This is a genomic window from Pseudomonas sp. LPH60 (assembly GCF_030718165.1).
Taxonomy (GTDB): domain Bacteria; phylum Pseudomonadota; class Gammaproteobacteria; order Pseudomonadales; family Pseudomonadaceae; genus Aquipseudomonas; species Aquipseudomonas danubii.
Genome location: NZ_JAVAJH010000001.1, coordinates 981605 through 1000335, shown reverse-complemented (window position 1 = coordinate 1000335; position 18731 = coordinate 981605). Strand labels below are relative to the sequence as shown.

The 18731-nt window shown below is 65.1% G+C and carries 19 protein-coding genes; 9 read left to right on the top strand and 10 right to left on the bottom strand.

Features of this window, described 5'->3' with window-relative positions:
• Nucleotides 1-68 precede the first annotated feature (68 nt).
• Nucleotides 69-818: a helix-turn-helix transcriptional regulator gene (locus Q8O96_RS04600; protein WP_102864390.1), complete on the bottom strand. Its 750-nt coding sequence runs from the start codon at nucleotides 816-818 to the stop codon at nucleotides 69-71.
• A gap of 81 nt (nucleotides 819-899) precedes the next feature.
• Between Q8O96_RS04600 and Q8O96_RS04595 the strand changes: the two genes are divergently transcribed.
• Together Q8O96_RS04595 and Q8O96_RS04590 are read left to right on the top strand one after the other, a co-directional pair.
• On the top strand, nucleotides 900-2033 hold the full coding sequence (locus Q8O96_RS04595; RefSeq protein ID WP_102864389.1) for a cytochrome P450: 1134 nt from the start codon (nucleotides 900-902) through the stop codon (nucleotides 2031-2033).
• A gap of 82 nt (nucleotides 2034-2115) precedes the next feature.
• Complete coding sequence (locus tag Q8O96_RS04590; protein WP_102864388.1) at nucleotides 2116-2610, top strand: DUF1543 domain-containing protein; 495 nt, start codon at nucleotides 2116-2118, stop codon at nucleotides 2608-2610.
• Here the strand turns inward: Q8O96_RS04590 and Q8O96_RS04585 are convergent.
• Nucleotides 2603-3571, bottom strand: coding sequence for a LysR substrate-binding domain-containing protein (locus Q8O96_RS04585; protein ID WP_305948514.1), 969 nt, complete (start codon nucleotides 3569-3571; stop codon nucleotides 2603-2605). The two genes, Q8O96_RS04590 and Q8O96_RS04585, sit on opposite strands and share 8 nt — an antisense overlap.
• A gap of 120 nt (nucleotides 3572-3691) precedes the next feature.
• On the opposite strand from Q8O96_RS04585, the gene Q8O96_RS04580 reads away from it, so the two are divergent.
• Both Q8O96_RS04580 and Q8O96_RS04575 read left to right on the top strand, forming a co-directional pair.
• Nucleotides 3692-4330: a LysE family translocator gene (locus Q8O96_RS04580; protein ID WP_305948513.1), complete on the top strand. Its 639-nt coding sequence runs from the start codon at nucleotides 3692-3694 to the stop codon at nucleotides 4328-4330.
• A gap of 159 nt (nucleotides 4331-4489) precedes the next feature.
• Nucleotides 4490-5512, top strand: coding sequence for a sensor domain-containing diguanylate cyclase (locus tag Q8O96_RS04575; RefSeq protein ID WP_102864385.1), 1023 nt, complete (start codon nucleotides 4490-4492; stop codon nucleotides 5510-5512).
• Between the two features lie 16 nt (nucleotides 5513-5528).
• On the opposite strand, the gene Q8O96_RS04570 is transcribed toward Q8O96_RS04575, so the two are convergent.
• The 4 genes from Q8O96_RS04570 to Q8O96_RS04555 all read right to left on the bottom strand — a co-directional run bounded on the left by Q8O96_RS04570 (nucleotide 5529) and on the right by Q8O96_RS04555 (nucleotide 7259).
• Nucleotides 5529-5993, bottom strand: coding sequence for an NUDIX domain-containing protein (locus tag Q8O96_RS04570; RefSeq protein ID WP_305948443.1), 465 nt, complete (start codon nucleotides 5991-5993; stop codon nucleotides 5529-5531).
• Nucleotides 5983-6321, bottom strand: a complete 339-nt coding sequence (locus Q8O96_RS04565; protein WP_060843293.1) for an FKBP-type peptidyl-prolyl cis-trans isomerase — start codon at nucleotides 6319-6321, stop codon at nucleotides 5983-5985. Before Q8O96_RS04565 ends, Q8O96_RS04570 begins: the two co-directional genes overlap by 11 nt.
• 76 nt (nucleotides 6322-6397) lie before the next feature.
• Complete coding sequence (locus tag Q8O96_RS04560; protein ID WP_102864383.1) at nucleotides 6398-6805, bottom strand: Imm10 family immunity protein; 408 nt, start codon at nucleotides 6803-6805, stop codon at nucleotides 6398-6400.
• 22 nt (nucleotides 6806-6827) lie between these two features.
• A complete protein-coding gene (locus Q8O96_RS04555) occupies nucleotides 6828-7259 on the bottom strand; it encodes a DUF4265 domain-containing protein (protein ID WP_060838822.1) in 432 nt (143 codons plus the stop codon).
• A 187-nt stretch (nucleotides 7260-7446) separates the two neighbouring features.
• Here Q8O96_RS04555 and Q8O96_RS04550 point away from each other — a divergent pair, with 187 nt between their 5' ends.
• A complete protein-coding gene (locus Q8O96_RS04550) occupies nucleotides 7447-8046 on the top strand; it encodes a LemA family protein (RefSeq protein ID WP_060838821.1) in 600 nt (199 codons plus the stop codon).
• Nucleotides 8047-8073: 27 nt separating this feature from the next.
• Nucleotides 8074-9084: a M48 family metallopeptidase gene (locus Q8O96_RS04545; RefSeq protein ID WP_207815240.1), complete on the top strand. Its 1011-nt coding sequence runs from the start codon at nucleotides 8074-8076 to the stop codon at nucleotides 9082-9084.
• A gap of 5 nt (nucleotides 9085-9089) precedes the next feature.
• Here the strand turns inward: Q8O96_RS04545 and Q8O96_RS04540 are convergent, their stop codons facing one another.
• The 4 genes from Q8O96_RS04540 to Q8O96_RS04525 all read right to left on the bottom strand — a co-directional run bounded on the left by Q8O96_RS04540 (nucleotide 9090) and on the right by Q8O96_RS04525 (nucleotide 14330).
• Nucleotides 9090-10343: an OprD family porin gene (locus tag Q8O96_RS04540; RefSeq protein WP_305948512.1), complete on the bottom strand. Its 1254-nt coding sequence runs from the start codon at nucleotides 10341-10343 to the stop codon at nucleotides 9090-9092.
• A 91-nt stretch (nucleotides 10344-10434) separates the two neighbouring features.
• Nucleotides 10435-11739 carry a CitMHS family transporter gene (locus Q8O96_RS04535; RefSeq protein ID WP_102864381.1) on the bottom strand — a complete coding sequence of 435 codons (1305 nt, stop codon included), beginning with the start codon at nucleotides 11737-11739 and terminating at the stop codon, nucleotides 10435-10437.
• Nucleotides 11740-11878: 139 nt separating this feature from the next.
• Nucleotides 11879-13204 carry a C4-dicarboxylate transporter DctA gene (gene dctA / locus Q8O96_RS04530; protein WP_115582228.1) on the bottom strand — a complete coding sequence of 442 codons (1326 nt, stop codon included), beginning with the start codon at nucleotides 13202-13204 and terminating at the stop codon, nucleotides 11879-11881.
• Nucleotides 13205-13247: 43 nt separating this feature from the next.
• Complete coding sequence (locus Q8O96_RS04525; RefSeq protein ID WP_115582227.1) at nucleotides 13248-14330, bottom strand: 4-oxalomesaconate tautomerase; 1083 nt, start codon at nucleotides 14328-14330, stop codon at nucleotides 13248-13250.
• A gap of 170 nt (nucleotides 14331-14500) precedes the next feature.
• On the opposite strand from Q8O96_RS04525, the gene Q8O96_RS04520 reads away from it, so the two are divergent.
• From Q8O96_RS04520 to Q8O96_RS04510, 3 genes are all read left to right on the top strand, one after another.
• Entirely contained in the window at nucleotides 14501-15391 is an 891-nt protein-coding gene (locus Q8O96_RS04520) for a LysR family transcriptional regulator (RefSeq protein WP_102864378.1), read from the top strand.
• A gap of 190 nt (nucleotides 15392-15581) precedes the next feature.
• A complete protein-coding gene (locus Q8O96_RS04515) occupies nucleotides 15582-17405 on the top strand; it encodes a monovalent cation:proton antiporter-2 (CPA2) family protein (protein WP_305948442.1) in 1824 nt (607 codons plus the stop codon).
• A 202-nt stretch (nucleotides 17406-17607) separates the two neighbouring features.
• Nucleotides 17608-18714 (top strand): DNA alkylation repair protein, encoded by a 1107-nt coding sequence (locus Q8O96_RS04510; RefSeq protein ID WP_102864376.1) that lies wholly within the window; start codon nucleotides 17608-17610, stop codon nucleotides 18712-18714.
• The last annotated feature ends 17 nt before the right edge of the window (nucleotides 18715-18731 follow it).

Sequence of the window (18731 nt, the reverse complement as noted above, 5' to 3'; positions counted from 1 at the left end):
GCCCTGGCATCAGCTGATCGCACACTCGGGCACCGCACCAGAGCCCCTTACCGCCCAGCCGCCGGGGTTCAGGCCCCCAGGCTTTGCAGCTCCAGACTGGCCGACGCCGACAGCGGCTTGGATGGCTGAATCAAGGCGATACCGAAGTACTTGCTGATGTAGCGCCCGCCGGTGCCGGTCAGGGTCAGGGCTCGGCTGTCCACATCCTGCCTCAGCCATTTGCGCTGCAACAGCACCCGCAGCAGCGCAGCCCCCAAGGCGCCCGCCAGGTGCGGGCTGCGCATGCTCCAGTCCAGGCACGGACAGGCCAGGTTTCGGCGCAGCCTGCTCAGTTCGGCAACGTCGATGCCCAGGCCGCGGAAGAACTCGACACCACTGTCACTGACCCGGTAGTCCTCGCCCTCCTCCCCCATCAGCAACCAGCCGGCTTCCAGCATCCGGTCGTGCAATTGCACTCCCAGGGTGCCCGCCAGGTGGTCGTAGCAAGTGCGGGCAAATTGCAGGCGGTCCGGGGTACGCGGGGTGAAGGTGCTGCCCTGGCCGATCACCATCAGGGCCTCCAGGGCCTGGGCCACCAGCGGATCGCCGAGGCCGTAGTAACGGTGCCGCCCCTGTACCTGCACCCGCAGCAGGCCGGCGTCCCTGAGCTTGGCCAAGTGGGCGCTGGCGGTGGAAGTGCTGACCTCGGCAATCGCCGCCAGCTCGGTGCTGGTACGGGCGTGGCCATCCATCAGCGCACAAAGCATCCGGGTACGGGCCGGCTCGGCGATGGCCGCCGCCACGTTGGATACCCCCAGGTCGTTCTGCACTACATTCATATTTCGCTCCATGACGAATCGTGTCTTCGAAAAGATGAGGATAGTAGCAACCTGGATATCTGCCCAACAAAGAGACAAATCATGGACCCGATCAGCGCTGCCACCCACTTTGCCCCCTACGATTTCTATTACGCCCGCCTGCGTGCCCGGGGAGGCCTGACCTACGATTCAGCGCTGGGCCTATGGGTCGCCAGCAGCGCCGCCGCAGTGGCGGCGGTGCTGAACCACCCCGCCTGCCGTGTCCGACCGCCCCAGGAGCCGGTGCCCCGGGCCATCGCCGGGCGGCCTGCCGGGGACGTGTTTGCACGCCTGATGCGGATGAACGATGGCCTGCGCCACGGCTGTCCCCGTGCAGCCATGGCGGCGCCGCTGCAGCAGCTGGGCACCATCGACCTGCAGCCCTGGCTGGAACAGTGGCGCCCTGCCCTGAGCGCCCCCCAAGGCGCCAACGATCTGCAACGCTGGCAATGGCGCCTGCCGGTGGCACTGCTGGCAGGACTGCTGGGAATAGCCGCCGAGCGGCGCGAAGACCTTGCCCGACGCACCGGCGAATTCGTAGCCTGCCTCTCCCCCTTGAGCAACGCAGAACAGTTGCAGGCCGCCGACTCAGCGGCGCAGCACTTGATCCAACAGATGCAGGCATTGCTCGATGCGCCGCAACACAGCCCGTTCCTGAGGGCGATCCTCGAGCGCAGCCAGGGCCTTGCCCCAGAAGATCTGCAGGCCAACCTGCTGGGCCTGCTGGCACAAACCCACGACGCCTGCGCCGGGCTGATCGGCAACAGCCTGATCGCCCTGCTGGCGGAGCCGTCACTGTGCCAGCGCCTGTCCCATGACCCGGACCGGCTCAGTGCCTGGCTGCTCCAACGCCAGCGCCTGGACCCGCCGGTGCAGAACACCCGACGGTTCGTCGCCACGGCTTGCACCCTGCTGGGCGTGGACCTGCAAGCCGGCGAGACGGTGCTGGTGCTGTTGGCGGCGGCCAACCACGACCCGGCCCTGGCCGCGGTCACCGGCTGCGATCCGGCATACCAGGGGTTCAGCTTTGGCAGCGGCACGCACCGCTGTCCCGGCCAGGGCCTGGCGCTGAATATCGTCCAGAGTTTGCTGCAGCAGCTGCTGCGCTCGCCGGGGCTGAGCACCCTGACGCTAGACTGGAATTACCTGCCTTCGGTCAACGGCCGCCTGCCGCTGTTCACCGATGCCGCCGGATAACCGGCAAGCGCCTTGGCAGTCTCCGCGTGCTTGAGGTAAAAGGTGCCCCACTGCCAAAACCGATCCTGGAAAAGGAACAACAATGCTGTTTGTGGTGATGCTGGGGGGAAAACACCCCAGAGCGAAAATTGAAGTCCACGATGTCCAGTTCGTGGTCGCCGAGCGTCTCGAAGCCGCCTACCCGCAACTGCGCGAAGGCTGGTTCGGCAGCCAGGCGGGCTTGCACATCGATGCCTGGATGCAGGTCGACGGGGTCGAGGACTACAAGGTCGAACTCAGCCCCCTGGCACCGCAGCCGGGTGCACCACGCCTGTACTTCCTGAACCTGGGCGGTTACGAAGCGGCGGCCTTTGGCGAGGCCCACAGCTACCTGCTGGTGGTGGCCCGGGACAAGGCCGAAGCCAAGGCCAAAGGCAAACGGCAGATGCTGGCCCACTGGCACAAATCCCACACCGATGCCTTGCTGGACGTGGACGACTGCCTGCCGATCGACCTGCTGGAGGGCCGTTATGTGCACCTGGTGCCCGGCCCGCACCGGGGCATCGTACAGCGCAACGACTACATCCTCCTCAACTGAGTTCAGGACGGCCGGTGACCGCCCCCGGCACCCGGTAGTCCAGTTCGAGGTCGCTGATATCCAGCACCTGGCTCAATAGAAACGCCCGCAACCGGGCGATGTGCTCCTGGCGGGGACTGTCGCGCAGCCACACCAGGTAATAGCCGTCCCCTGAGGCCACCGCGTTGGGGAACGGCAGGCTGATCCGCCCCAGGCGAATGTCCTGCGCCACCAGATGCAGGTCGCCGATCGACAGGCCGTGCCCGGCCATGGCAGCGCAGATCGCCTGGTCCAAGGTGTCGAAGACATTGCCCCGCTCCAGCCGCACCTGCTCCAGCAACGCCCGGTCCTGCGGTGCTTGTGCCTGCAGCCAGCGGCGCCAGTCGCGACGGTCCGCCGAAGGATGGATCAGCTCGGCGTCCTTGAGCCGTTCCAGGGTCCAGGGCGGTCCGTCCGCGGGCTCGGGTGGGCCGATGGGAATCAGCCACTCATCGAACAGCTTGCAGGCCTCGATCCCGGCGCCAAAGTGTCCGTTGCCCAGGAGAATCGCGCAGTCGTAGGGCTCGGCGTAAAAATCCACATGGTCGAAGTCCATCCAGACACTGGCCAGTTGCACCGCCAGTGCCGGCTGTTGCCCCTTGAGAGCCTCCAGAACCCGCAGCAGCCAGCGCATGGTCAGGGTCGAAGGCGCCTTGAGACGCAACTGGCCGGTGTTGGCCCGCAGCGGCAGGCAGGCATCCTCGATGATCCGAAAGCCCACCTTGAGCTCCCGGGCCAGGCGCTGTCCGGCTTCGGTAAGCACCAGCCTGGGGCCGTGGCGCTCGAACAGGCGACAGCCGAACTGACTTTCCAGGGTACGGATATGCCGGCTGATGGCGCTTTGGGTCAGGGACAGTTCCTCGGCGGCCCGGGTAAAGGAGCTGGAACGGGCGGCCACTTCAAAGGCCCGCAACGCGTAGAGCGGCGGCAGGGATTCGACCATCGACAGGTACCAATAATGATTAAAACTCATAGTAGGTCATAGCTTTTTGCGTTTTTCAATGCAGCTCAAAGCCGCCAAGCTGAGGCCTTGCACATGACTTGAAAGGCGTTATTCGTGGACCTGAACCTGTCGTTATTATTGGCCTATGCACTCAGCGTACTGATGCTGGTGGCCACCCCGGGGCCCGTGGTGGCCCTGATCGTCAACACCAGCATGAACGCCGGGCCGCGCCAGGCCGTGTTGACCGCCCTGGGCACCAACGCCGCCTCACTGCTGCTGGCGCTGCTGGCGGTGCTGATGCTGACCACCGGCCTGGCGCTGGACCCGCGCCTGATCGGCTGGGTCAGTCTGCTGGGCTGTTGCTTCATCGGCTGGCTGGGCGTGCAAGGACTGCGGGAGGTGTTTGGCCCGGCACCCGCGGAAGCGGCGCCACGCACCGACCAGGGCCGCCAGGGCCTGGCCAGCGGTTTCCTGGTGGGAATCGGCAACCCCAAGGACATCGTGTTCTTTGCCTCCTTCTTCCCCCAGTTCATCCAGGTCACCCGCTCCTTGCAGCACAGTGCGCTGCTGCTGACGCTGGTCTGGGTGCTGGTGGATTTTGCCGTGCTGGGGGCTTACATCCTGGTGGCGCGTCAGGGTTTCTCGCTGAAGTACAAACGCCTGGTGACCGGCATTTCCAGCCTGGCGCTGCTACTGGTGGCTCTGCTGGGCCTGGGCTACGCCGTGCTGGAACTGAGCAATGCCGGCGCCCACCGGTGACGCGTGACTGTGCCCCGGGCATTCGTAGCCCGTGGCGACATTGTGGAAAAACCGCTCGCCAGCCGATAAAAATCTCCTGTGGGAAGCACGCCATGAATTAACATAGCCAAGTGCTATCCACCCCTCAGGACCACCCTCTTCCATGCTGTCCAGAATCCGATGATTGCTGTCTGGCCCCTGCTGTGTCTGTCCCTGTTGCTGGCCCTGCTGGCGTTGTGGCTGTTGCGCCGCGAACGCCGCGCCCAGGCCCAGTTGCGCGTCTATCGCACACTCGCCGAAGGCGTGCCCGACGATGCCGAGCGCTTCAAGCGCAGCCAGTACTTCGCACGCATCGGCACCTGGGACTGGGAAGTGGACACCCAGCGCCTGTACTGGTCGGAAGCCATCTACGGCATGTTCGGCTTCAAGGTCGGCGAAGTGGTGCCCTCCTACGAACTGTTCTGCTCCTGCGTGCATCCGGACGATCGCGAACGGGTCCGCGCCGGCGAGTTGCGCTGCCTGGAAACCGGCGAGAACCACGATGAGGAGTACCGCGTGGTGTGGCCCGACGGCAGCATCCACTGGCTGCGGGAAACCGGCAACGTGGTGAAGAACGTGCACGACACCACCATCAAGATGATGGGGGTGGTGCGGGACATTACCGATGAAAAAGTCTCCACCAGCCAGTTGCAGCAACTGGCCCACTTCGATCCGCTGACCGGCCTGCCCAATCGCCTGATGCTGGAACAGCGCCTGTCCCGGGCCCTGGAGCAGGCGCGTCACAATCAGACCCGGGTGGCCCTGGTGTTCGTCGACCTCAACGGTTTCAAGGCGATCAACGACCAGTACGGCCACGCTGCCGGCGACCGGGTCCTGAGCGCCACGGCCCAACGCCTGCAAGGCATCCTGCGCAGCAGCGATACCGTGGCGCGGATCGGCGGCGACGAATTCGTGGTGATTCTGGAGGGGCTGTCCCCGGGGCTCGACCTGACGGAAGAAGCCCGGCGCATCGGCGAAAAGATCTTCAGCCAGCTATCGCCCCCGGTGGAGGTGGACAGCCAGCGCCACAGCATCGGCAGCAGCCTGGGGGTGGCGGTGTTTCCCGACCATGCCGGGCGCATGGACCAGTTGCTGCACATCGCCGACCTGGCAATGTACGAAGCCAAGCGCAGCGGCAACAACCAGTACCGCCTGGGGCAGTGATACCCGCCAACCCGGCCTAGGCGTCGGCGCCCGCGCCGAGCAGGCGCTCGCGCAAAAACACCAGGGCCGCCTGGAACAGCGGGTGCCATTGGGCCGACGGCGGGCTGGCCAGGGCATGCCAGAAGAACTCGAAGTGATGGCCGCCGTCATCCGCGGTGAAGTGAGTCCAGCTCTCGGGCAGCGGCGCCGGCACCCGGCACTCATGGAAAGCCCACACCTGGCCGGCAAACCCCGAGTGCCAGAGGCCGAGAAAACGGCTTTCCTCGGCCTTGACGCCCGCTTCTTCCGCCAGCTCGCGGACCGCCGCAGCGGCCGTCGACTCTCCCGTCTCCACCGTGCCCTTGACCAGTTGCAGGCCGGCCAGCGGATGGCGAAAGGCCAAGACCTCAAGCTCGGTGGTGTAGCGCAGCAGCACCGGGCACGCCTTGTTGGCGGGTGTCGAGGGTGCGGCTGAGGTGTGCGCCGGCCCCTCAGTCGTCACGGGTCAGCACTTCGAGCAACTCGATCTCGAAGATCAGGTTCGAGTTGGGCGGGATCGCGCCCATGCTGCGCTCGCCGTAGCCCAGGTGCGCCGGCACCAGCAGTTTGCGCTTGCCGCCCACCTGCATGCCCATCAGGCCCTGGTCCCACCCTTTGATCACCCGCCCGGTGCCGATCACGCACTGGAACGGCTTGCCGCGATCGTAGGAGGAATCGAAGCTGCTGCCGTCCTCCAGAAAGCCCCGGTACTGGGTGGTGATCAAAGCGCCCTTGACCACCGCCTTGCCGTCGCCCAGCTGGATATCGATCACCTGTAATTGGTCACTCATGCTTCACTCCCGTTCAAACATTGCCCCGACACGGGACCGCGGCGCGCTTTTTCGCAGAATTGCCGCGCCTTGGCAATCACTGCGGCGCCCCCGGCCCGGACTGAAGCTGAATGCGCGTGTCGGTACCGAGCAGCATTTCGCCGAGCGCCGCCCGGACTTCCTCGACACTGGCCAGCCCGGCGTCCCAGCTGATGTCCAGGCCGGGCAGGCCCCGGCACCAGTCCAGGGTGCTGGAGAACTGCAGGGTCAAGCGCCCCGGGGCCAATTGCAGCTGCTCGATGCCGCCATAGCCGGCCACGCCCTGCCCGCCCAGCTCGACGTAATAGGTGTCCATGCCCAGTTGCCGATCCTGCTCGTCGAAGCATTCGGCACGCTGCAACAGCAGGTAGTGCTCGGGCTGCTGCCCATCGTCGGCAAAACCCAGGATCTGCACGTCGTCCTCGGTATAGGCACTGTAGGTGTTGGCATGAAATTTCAAGTTCATCGGTCCTTGCTCCCTGGCGCGGTCACTGGCGCAACAGCCCGCTTTCATAATCCAACCAATCCTGGTCAACGCACGCCTGCAGGTACTCCAGCACGCTGTCCAACGGCACCGAGGCCGGTACGTTGACCGCGAAGAAGGCCTGGCTCATGCCCTCCCAGCGACAACCCAGGGCGTTGATCCGCTCCAGCACCTCCGGGATCCGCTCCCGGCCGGCCTTGAAGAACACCACGCGCAGGGTGCTGTTGCCACTGCTGCGTCCCACCTGCCTGAACCATTTCAGGCCATCGGCCTCGACCTGGACGGCCACCTCGTCGTCATAACAGACGTCCTGGGAATAGAAAGGAAGATTGGCGATCCGGTACAGGCCGTCCGGCTGCTGCTCAGCCCAGACCCCTTCGCTGGCAACCGGTGGGTAATCGTCGACCACCGTCAACCTGAGCATGATCTTGTCCATTGCCTGTCCCTGGTTCATCGAATGAAAGGCGCCCCCTCGACCTTGAAGCCGGAGCGCCGCGCGCTTTTTCGCAGAATTGCCGGCCCGGGGCAATCCCTGATTGGCTACTTGAGCAAAGCGCTGTCACGGCCCGGGACGTTTCCGTTACCATGGCCGCCCCCACGCCTCACCCCGATAAGGACATCCCATGGCCACCGCCGATATCGTCGCCCTGGTGCTGCTCGCCGTTCTGGCGCTGTACCTGGTCAGTCTCTACAACCGTCTGACGACCCGGCGCAATCGCCTGCGCAATGCCTTCGCCCAGATCGAAGTGCAGCTCAAGCGCCGCTACGACCTGATCCCCAACCTGCTGGAAACCGTCAAGGGCTACCTGCAGCACGAGCGCCAGACCCTGACCGCCCTGGCCGAGGCGCGCAACAGCGCCCGGGACAGCCTGCAAGCGGCCGCCGCGCAACCCGGCGACAGCGCGCGCATTGCCCGCCTGGGCCAGGACCAGGGTGCCCTGGACCAGGTCCTCGACCGCCTGCACCTGAGCCTGGAGGCCTACCCGGAACTCAAGGCCTCGCAGAACATGGCGCAGCTCAGCGAAGAACTGACCAGCACCGAGAACAAGGTCGCCTACGCGCGCCAGGCCTTCAACGACGCCGTGACCGACTACAACCTGTGCAAGCAGCAAGTGCCGGCGCTGTTTTTCGCCGGGCTGTTCGGCCATCGCGCCGATGCCGCGCTGCTGCAATTCGCCGACAGCGCGCAGATCCAGGACGCCAGCAAAGTGTCGTTCCAATAACCCCGCCGCCTGCCCCCGGAAACTTGCATGAAGTTCTTTCAACACCAGGCCCGTGCCCGGCGCCACACCCTCAAACTGCTGCTGTTGATGACCCTGGCGGTGACCACCCTGGTCAGCCTCAGCAGCCTGGGGCTGGGCCTGTTATGGCGCGAGCTGAGCCAGGAGTACGGCCAGCCCAAGGTGCTGAACTGGGCCGTGGTCGCGGTCATAGCACTGCTCATGCTGCTGGTGGTGGTGCTGGGCAGTTGGTACAAGACCTGGCGCCTGCGGGCCGGCGGCAAGGTGATCGCCGAGCACCTGGGCGGACGCCTGATCAACGACTCGCCGCGGGGCAGCGAAGAACAGCGCCTGCTGAACATCGTCGAGGAAATGGCCCTGGCCTCCGGCGCCACCCTGCCGGCGGTGTATGTACTGCCGGAAGACGCGATCAATGCCTTCGCCGCCGGGCTGACCCCGGAGCAGGCGGTGCTCGGAATCACTCGCGGTGCCCTCGTCCATCTGGACCGCGACGAATTGCAGGGCTTGGTCGCCCATGAGTTCAGCCACATTTACAACGGTGACATGCGCCTCAACACCCGGCTGCTGGCGGTGATCCACGGTCTGCTGGTGTTCAGCCTGGCGGGCATCGCGGTGCTGCGCCAGGCTGAAAAGCAGCACCTGGGCAGCGACCGCAACCGTTTCTTCTGGCAGATCGTGTTTGCCGTGCTGGGCCTGGCCCTGCTCATCTTCGGCTCCCTGGGCAGCCTGCTGGGCAACCTGATCAAGGCCGCCATCTGCCGTCAGCGCGAGTTTCTCGCCGATGCCTCGGCGGTGCAGTTCACCCGCAACCCCCAGGGCATTGCCGGGGCCCTGAAAAAGATCGGCGGCAGCAGCGCCGGCTCACGCCTGCGAGCCTTCGCCGCCGCCCAGTACAGCCACCTGTATTTCCACCAGGGGGTGAAACTGCGCCTGGAACGCCTGTTCGCCACCCACCCGCCGCTGGCCGCACGCATCCAGCGCCTGGACCCGCAGTGGGATGGGCGCTTCACGCCGTTGTAGATGCGCTACCAGAGGGCGATGTCGTAAGTGATGTAGAGGCGGTTGCTGTCGCGTCCACGGGAGTAGTCGGAGCGATACACGTAATTGCGCAGCTTCACCCCCAGCCCCTTGAGCGAGCCTTGCTGGAGTACATACGCCAGTTCGGCGTCTCGCTCCCACTCATCGCCCCGGGTCCCGGACTTGCCGTCGTTGCCGCTCAGGTAGCGCGAGCTGAAGGTCAGGCCGGGGACACCCAGGCTGGCGAAGTTGTAGCCATAGCTGAGCATCCAGGTCTTCTCGCCCTCTTCGATGAACTTGCCGATGCCGGCGTTACTGAAGGAGTAGACCGTGGCGCCGCTGATATACGGCAAGCCGGCATCGCCACTCAGGCGCTGATAGCCGCCGCCAAGGGAATGCCCGGCAATCGCGTAGGTCAACTGGCCGCTGAACATGCGGTTGGCGATCTTGCCGTCAAAGGCCGCGCCTGAATCGGCGCTGCGGAAGTAGCGCAGATCGCTGGTCAAGGTCCCCTGCCCCAGCGCCAGGTCATGTTGCAGGCCGACAAAGTCCTGCCGATAGAAGTTCTCGAGCTCGCCATGGAAATAGCTCAGGCGCAGGGTCTTGCTCCATTTGTATTCGCCCCCGCCGTAGCGGAAGTCCCCGGACTGGCCGCCGCTGTAGCCGTCGGGCACCAACCCTACGCTGTCGGTGGAATCCCGCAGTTTGAAGCGCTGCAGATAACCGCCGGTCAAGCTCAGGCCGTCGATATCGGTGCTGGTGAGCTGGGTGCCCTGATAGGTCTGCGGCAACAGACGGGCATCGTTGTAGACCAGCACCGGGGTCTTGGGCAGCAAGGTGCCGTACTTGAGGGTGGTCTTGGCCAGCCGCACCTTGGCCGTGGCGCCGGCACTGGCAAATTCGCTCGCGGCGCGACCGTCGTCGTGCACCGGCAGCAGCCCCGTGCCACTGCGGCCCTTGCCGGAATCGAGCCGGACCCCCAGCAGCCCCAGGGCATCGACCCCGAACCCCAGGGTGCCCGGGGTGAATCCGGACTGATAGTCCAGCAGGAAGCCTTGAGCCCATTCGGTGCGCTCGCTCTTGGCCGCGCGCGCGGCCTTGGCGCTGAGGCCGTGTTCGTCGCGGAAGTTCTCGTTGAAATAGACGTTGCGCAGTTGCAGCTTGAGGCTGCTGTCGTCGATGAAGTCAGCGGCCTGGAGCCCGGCCACGGGTGGCAGGCTCAAGCAGGAAAATACCGTTGCGCGAATCAGCAAATGGCTCATGTCGTACTTCTCGTTGTTGTTATTCAAGGCGCAGCTCGCCAAGCGCCCCGCCAGCAGGCGCGCCCGGCTACAAAAGAGGGTTTCGAGGCAATCAGACGAACAGGGTCAGGGCCCCGGTCAGCAAGGCCAGGGCGGTAATGACCAGGGAGGTCAGCACGGCCCACTTCACCGTGGCTTTCTGGAAGTCGCCGATGTCGCGATCCACCATGCCCACCAGCAGCAAGGTCGAGGCCACCAGCGGACTCATCAGGTGCACCGGCTGGCCGAGGATCGAGGCCCGGGCGATTTCCAGGGGAGAAATGCCATAGGCCGCCGCCGCGTTGGCCAGGATCGGCACCACGCCGAAGTAGTAGGCGTCGTTGGACAGCACGAAGGTCAACGGCATGCTGGTCAGCGCCACCACCAGCGGGAACAGGTGACCCCAGGAGGGCGGAATCCAGTCCACCAGGGTCTGAGCCAGGGCATCGACCATCTTGGTGCCGGAGAAAATGCCGGCGAAGATCCCAGCGGCGAATACCAGCAGCACCACAGTCATGGCGTTGCCTGAATGGGCAAGAATGCGCTCCTTCTGAATATCCAACTGCGGGTAGTTGATCATCAAGGCCAGGACAAAACCGATCAGGAACAGCACCGCCGAGTGCATCAGGCCCAGCACCAGCGCGGTCATCACCGCCACCACCAGCAGCAGGTTGACGTAGGCCAGCTTGGGCCGCTTGTGCGGCGTGTCTTCAAGAATCGCCTGGATGTAGCAGTCGCCACCGCCGCTTTGCAGCTGGGTGTTGCCGATGCGCTTGCGCTCGGCCCGGCCCAGCAGGTAGGCGGTGAACACCACCCAGGCGGCGCCACCGATCATGGTCGGCAACAGCGGCACGAAGTACTCGCCGGCATCCAGGCCCAGGGCGGCGATGGCCCGCGTTGCCGGCCCGCCCCAGGGGGTCATGCCGCTCATGATGCTCAACGACAGCATGGAGATGGTGGCGAGGATCATCGGGTTCATGCCAATGCGCTTGTACAGCGGCAGCATGGCCGCGCAGGTGATCATGTAGGTGGTGGTGCCGTCACCGTCCAGGGCCACCACCAGCGACAGCAGCGCGGTGCCGATGGCGATCTTGGTCGGATCGCCATTGACCCGCTTGAGAATCTTGCGGATCAGCGGGTCGAACAGCCCCGAATCGATCATCAAGCCGAAGAACAGAATGGCGAACAGCAACAGCGCCGCCGACGGCGCGACCATTTTCAGGCCGTCGAGCATCATCTTGCCGGTGGTGCCGGCAAACCCGCCGAGCACCGCGAAGACGATGGGCACCAGCGTCAACGCCACGATGGGCGACAGGCGCTTGGTCATGATCAGGAAGGTGAAGACCACCACCATGGCGAGGCCGAGTAAAGCGAGCATAAGTCGATTCTCTTGTTTTTATGATGAGCGTGGCCGACGCGCGGGCGCACGGCCACCCGAGCACCGGACGCCCCGATCAAGGGCGCCCGGCACAGGTGTTGAGTCGGTACTTGGGGTGAAGCGGTGCGGCCTGGGAGGTCTAGCCGAGCTTGTTCGCCAGCGCGCTCGCCGGGGTGTCGTCGGCAGCAGCGGCCTGGGCCGCAAGAGGCTGGCCATCGAGCGTGCGCAACAGCACCTGGCGGTCGCAGGCCTGCTCCGAAATGGCGATCACCACGGTTGCCACGGCGTTGCTGGCCAGGCTGGTCAAGGCCCGAGCCTCGGACATGAAGCGATCGATGCCGATCAGCAACGCCAGGCCGGCCAGGGGGATGTCATGAATCACCGTCAGGGTCGAGGCCAGGGCCACGAAACCGCTGCCGGTCACTCCGGCGGCGCCCTTGGATGACAGCAGCATGATCGCCAGCATGGTGACGATCTGGCCGGCGCTCAGCTCGATGTTGCACGCCTGGGCAATGAAGATCGCCGCCAGGGACAGGTAGATCGCCGTACCGTCGAGATTGAACGAATAGCCGGTAGGCAGCACCAGCCCCACCACGCTCTTGCGGCAGCCCAGGGCCTGGAGTTTTTCCAGCATGCGCGGCATCACCGGCTCCGTGGACGAGGTGCCAAGCACCACCAGGAACTCCTCGCGCAGGTAGCGCAGCAGCTTCCACAGGCTGAAGCCGTTGGCCCGGCAAATGCCCCCCAGGACCACGCAGACAAAGAAGCCGCAGGCGACATACAGGGTCATGATCAGTTTGGCCAGGGCGCCCAGGGAGGTGATGCCGTACTGGCCCACGGTAAAGGCCAGGGCCCCGAAGGCGCCGACGGGGGCAAAACGCATCAGGTAGGAAAAAATCTTGAACACCATCTGCGAGGCCGACTCCAGCACCTCCAGCACCGGCTTGCCGCGCTCGCCCAGGGACGACAGGGCAAACCCGCACAGCACCGCGATAAACAGCACCGGCAGCACCTCGCCCTTGTTGAAGGCGCCGATGAAGGTCTCGGGGATGATGTGCATGAAGAATTCCACCACCCCCAGCTTGGCCGCCGACTCGGTGTACTGGGACAGGCCCTGGGTGTTCAGCCGGGTGGGGTCGATGTTCATCCCCGCGCCGGGCTGGAACAGGTAGACCGCCGCCAGGCCGATGCACAGGCTGATCAGCGTCAGGCCCAGGAACAGCAGCATGGTCTTGCTCAGCAGCCGACCCAGGGAACGCTTGTCGCTCATGCCGGCGATGCCGGTGACGATGGTGCAGAACACCACGGGAGCGATCATCATTTTGATCAGCTTGATGAAGGCGTCGCCCAGCGGCTTCAAGGCAATGGCTTGCTGGGCCCAGAAGTGCCCCACCAGTACCCCGAGGCACACCGCGCAGAGGATCTGGAAGTAGAGCGATTTAACAACTTTCATGGCATCACCCATTTTTAGAATTGTTCTGATGCAACCAGGATCGACAGCGCGTCGACTAACCGGCTAGACGTTGTGCAGCAGGCGCGTAGACATACCCGGAAAACAATCGGCGAGCGGTGCGGACCACCGAGGCGCGGATGGTCTCGGGGCTGGTTCCGCTGTAGGACAATACGACATCTATCGCCCCGCTGGGGTGTTCGATTCGAACCTGATGCAGACGCGGTTCACTGATCCCGCCGAGCATCTCGGCCACCACGCTGCCGGCGGTGACACAGGCGGTAGCCAGGCCGATGGAGCCGGTGATGGCCAGGGCCCGATGGCAGTTGTGAGGCATGAAATAGCGCACCGCCAGGGTGCCCCCCGCCCGGGCCGGGGACACCAGCACCGGCTTGGGAATCACCTTGTCGCTGACATCCCCCAGGCCCATGGCCAGGCCGGCCTTCACCCGCAGGCTCTCCAGGCGCTGGAGAAAGTCCGCATCGGCGTCCAGTTCGGCGGGGCTTTCATCGCCGCGCTTGCCCAGGCAGGCCGCCTGCACCAGCACCATGGGCATGGCCATGTCGATGCAGGTCACGGCAATGCCGTCGATCAGGTCCTGGGGCTGGCCGGTGGGGAACAACTGGCCGGTCTTGCTCCCGGCGGCATCGAGAAAGGTCAGGGCCACCGGCGCCGCGCTGCCCGGCACGCCGTCAATGGTGGTGTCGCCTTCGTAGCTGACCTTGCCATCGGGGGTCTGGACCTGGGCATGGACCAGGGTGCCGGTGTTGAGGTTGCGAATCCGCACCTGGGTCTGTGCCCCCGTGGCCTTGACCAGCCCCTGCTCGATGGCGAAAGGCCCGACAGCGCACAGCATGTTGCCGCAGTTGGGTGCGGTATCGACCCGCCGCTGGGACACCATGACCTGGACGAACAGGTAGTCGACATCGGCGTCCGGGTGCAGCGAAGGACTGACGATCGCCACCTTGCTGGTTTGCGGGCTGCCACCGCCGATGCCGTCGATTTCCAGCTCATGGCCGGAGCCCATCAGGTTGAGCAACAGCTCATCACGCTCGGACACGGCCACCGGCAGATCCCAGGCCAGAAAAAACGGCCCTTTGGAGGTGCCGCCGCGCATCAACACACAAGGAATTCGTTGCATGAACACTGACTCTTGTTGATCAATCGAGGTAATTGATGTTCTGGGCACAAGAGTGTCAGGGATTAAAATGTGTTTCCAATGCAAAGATCAGAGAGATTATTGCGTTTCGCGCATGAGTTAAATATCGTGTCCGCCAGCGCCCCACCCGACTCCCGCCTTGAGTAGCCCCCATGGAATATGAGCTTCAGGACATCAGATCTTTCGTGAAAATCGCCGAACTGGGGAGTTTTCACGAAGCGGCCGACGCCTTGCACCTATCCCAACCGGCCCTGAGCCGACGCATGAAAAAGCTCGAAGAGGGACTGGGCACCGCCCTCCTCGACCGCACCACGCGCAAGGTCAGCCTGACCAGCGTCGGTCGCGATTTTCTGCCCAAGGCCCGACGCCTGCTGGACGACTTCGACGACTCGATCCTCAACATCCGTGAGCTGGCAGAACGGCAGATCGGTCAGGTGACCCTGGCCTGCATCCCCACGGCGGCCTTCTACTTCCTGCCGTCGGTGATCCGCCTGTACAACCAGCGCTACCCGAAAATCCGCATCCGTCTGCTCGACCTCAGTGCCAACGAGGGCCTTGAAGCGGTGCTGCGCGGCGAAGCGGACTTCGGCATCAACATGATGAGCGGCCAGCACCCGGACATCGAGTTCGTGCCACTGGTCAACGAGCCCTTTGTCCTGGCCTGCCGGCGCGACCACGAACTGGCCGAGCGCAGCTCGGTGACCTGGTCGGAACTGAGCGACTATCGCTTGATCGGCGTCGGCCGCCTGAGCGGCAACCGCATGCTGCTGGACCACGCCCTGTCCGGCTTGAGCTGGCGGCCCCAGTGGTTCTACGAGGTGCAGCACCTGTCCACGTCGCTGGGCATGGTGGAGGCCGGCCTCGGGGTGTCGGCGATGCCGAGCCTGGCCATGCCGGCCGCCGATCACCCGACCCTGGTCAGCGTTCCGCTGACCGACCCCGTGGTCAATCGCACCCTGGGCCTGGTGTATCGACGCGGCGCATCGCTGTCGCCGGCGGCGGAAAAGTTCGTGGCGATCCTGCTGGAGCAGTGGCCGCACTGACCGGCGCGCCCCTCCAGCTTCTCCCCCCTCCAGCTTGCCCCCTACTCCGACGTGCCTTGCAGGGCGCACCGCCAGTCTCAGAACATCCACGCCGTTTTTATCCGGGCGCAGACTGGCAACAGCCATCCGCTGTTTGTCACCGGCGAGCCTTTATCATCCACTGCGCCCCGTTCTCCCTGGAGTCCCCCCGATGCCCCATGAAGGCAACCTGCTACAAGCCGCCGTCGTGTTCCTCTGCGCCGCCGTGCTCATCGTGCCCCTGGCCAAGCGCCTGCAACTGGGGGCCGTGCTCGGCTACCTGCTGGCCGGGGTGCTGATCGGCCCCTCGGTGCTGGGGCTGGTGGGCAATCCGCAAAGCGTCAGTCACATCTCCGAGCTGGGGGTGGTGCTGTTGCTGTTCATCATCGGCCTGGAGCTGTCGCCCAAGCGCTTGTGGGTGATGCGCAAGGCGGTGTTCGGCGCTGGCCTGGCCCAGGTATTGTTGACCGGCACGGTGATCGGCGTGGTGGCCCTGTTTCTGTTCGGCCAATCGCTGAACAGCGCCATCGTGCTGGGCCTGGGCCTGGCCCTGTCATCCACCGCCCTGGGCCTGCAAAGCCTGGCCGAACGCAAGGAGTTGAACAGCCCCCACGGGCGCATGGCCTTCGCCATCCTGCTGTTCCAGGACATCGCCGCCATTCCGCTGATCGCCATGGTCCCGGTGCTGGCGGGCAACGATCACCACACCAGCAGCGCCGAGGATCTGCGTCACGGCCTGCAAGTGCTGGGCAGCATCGCCGTGGTGGTGGTGGGCGGGCGTTACCTGCTGCGCCCGGTGTTTCGCATCGTGGCCCGCACCCGCTTGCCGGAAGTGTCCACCGCCACCGCCCTGCTGGTGGTGATCGGCACCGCCTGGCTGATGGATCTGGTGGGCGTGTCCATGGCCCTGGGCGCCTTCCTTGCCGGCCTGCTGCTGGCGGACTCGGAATACCGCCATGAGCTGGAAGCGCAGATCGAACCCTTCAAGGGCCTGCTGCTGGGGCTGTTCTTCATCAGCGTCGGCATGGGCGCCAATATCAGCCTGCTGCTCAGCGCGCCCGTCGCGGTGCTGGGCCTGACCCTGCTGTTGATCGGCCTCAAGCTGCCGCTGCTGTTTGTGGTCGGGCGGCTGGCCGGCGAGCTCAATCGCGAGAGCGCGGTGCGCCTTGGCGTGGTGCTGGCGGCCGGCGGTGAATTCGCCTTCGTGGTGTTCAAGATCGGTCGCGACCAGGGCCTGTTCGAGGCCCGCCTGCATGACCTGCTGGTGCTCACCATTACCCTGTCCATGGCCCTGACCCCGTTGCTGTTGCTGGCCTGCTCGCGCTGGCTCAAACCCAAGGCCAAACCCCTGGAAATGCCCGCCGAGTACCGTCAGATCGATGCCGACAGCCCGCGGGTGGTGATCGCCGGCATGGGCCGCATGGGGCAGATCGTGGCGCGTATCCTGCGGGCGCAGAAAATCCCCTTCGTCGCCCTGGACACCTCGGTGGACACCATCGAACTGATCCGCAGTTTTGGCGGCATGCCGGTGTTCTACGGCGACCCCATGCGCCCGGAAATCCTCAGCGCGGCCAAGGTCGGTACAGCGGAGTACTTCGTCATCGCCACCGACGATCCGGAAACCAACATCAAGACCGCCGAACAAGTGCGCAAACTCTACCCGCACCTGAAGATCATCGCCCGGGCGCGCAACCGCCAGCACGTGCACCGGCTGATGGACCTGGAGGCCCAGGCCGTGCGGGAAACCTACTACTCCAGCCTGGAAATGAGCCGCCGCACCCTGGTGGGCCTGGGGCTCAGCCAGGCCCAGGCCGACTCGCGAATCCAGCGCTTCACCCAGCACGACGAACAACTGCTGGCGGCCCAGCACGCGGTCTACGACGACGCTGCCAAAGTGCTGCAGAGCGCCCAGGAAGCCCGGGCCGAACTGGCCCGACTGTTCGCCGCCGACGAGCAGGACGAGCAGATCGAGAGCCCGCTGCCGCCGATGCGCTGACGGCGCTTCAGACCACACCGCGTGGGAGCCAGCTTGCTGGCGAACAGGCCACTGAACCTTGCCTCGCCCCCAGGGACTGCTTGGCTGGCCAACCAGCGACTGGGGACGGCAGGTTGTGGTGGTGGCCAGCGACTACCGACAGATTCTGTCAGGAGCGGTTGTGTAAAGTGGACGCCGCCTCGCCACTGAACGGATACACCCCATGAGCTCAAGCCAGCAGAACGCTCCCGCCCTCAAGGAGATCTTCAACCAGGAACGCCTGGAACACATCGCCGAACAGATGCACGCGGTGTATCCAGACTTCCAGCGCCAGGCCTTCTTGCAGCTGGCCAGCCAAGATCTGCCCCAGTTGTCGCTGATGCAGCGCCTGGCCCGGGTCAGCGACAGCCTGCATCAGGTGCTGGACCTGGACTACGCCACCAGCCTCGAGCTGTTGCGCCAACTGGCGCCGCGCCTGAACAGCCGCTTCGTGTGCATCTTCCTGCCCCATTACGTGGCCAGTTTCGGCCTGGACGATTTCGAGCGCTCCATGCAAGCCCTGAAGTACTTCACCGGGTTTGGTTCATCCGAGTTCGCCGTGCGCCACTTTCTGCGCCAGGACTGCCAGCGCACGCTGGCCGTCCTGCAGGAGTGGGCCACCGACAGCGATGAACACGTGCGTCGCCTGGCCAGCGAGGGCAGCCGCCCGCGCCTGCCCTGGTCGTTTCGCCTGGAACAGCTGCAAGCCGACCCGCAGCTGGCGGCGCCGATCCTCGAACGCCTGCGCAACGACCCCAGCCTGTACGTGCGCAAATCCGTGGCCAATCACCTCAACGACATCACCAAGGAGCACCCGCAGTGGGTCCTGGAACGCCTTGAAGGCTGGCCCCTGGAGCAACCCCACAGTGCCTGGATCGCCCGTCACGCCTTGCGCAGCCTGATCAAGCAGGGCGACCGCCGAGCCCTGGCGATCATCGGGGCCGGGGCCCGGCCCGAGGTCGAGGTCAGCCGCTTCCAGGTGGCTCCCGGGCAATTGCGCCTGGGGGACAGCCTCAACCTGTCCCTGACCCTGGTCTCCACCAGCCCCCGCCACCAGCGCCTGGTGGTGGATTACGCCATCGACTACGTCAAGGCTTCAGGCGCCACGGCGCGCAAGGTGTTCAAGCTCAAGACCTTCACCCTGCAAGGCCTGGCCCGGGTGGACCTGGGCCGCAGCCAGCAGATCCGCGAACTGACCACCCGCCGTCACTATCCCGGACGCCATGGCGTGCAGTTGCTGGTCAACGGCGAACCCCTGGCCACCAGCCATTTCGACTTGCTCATCCCCTGACATTCAAGGAAGACCGT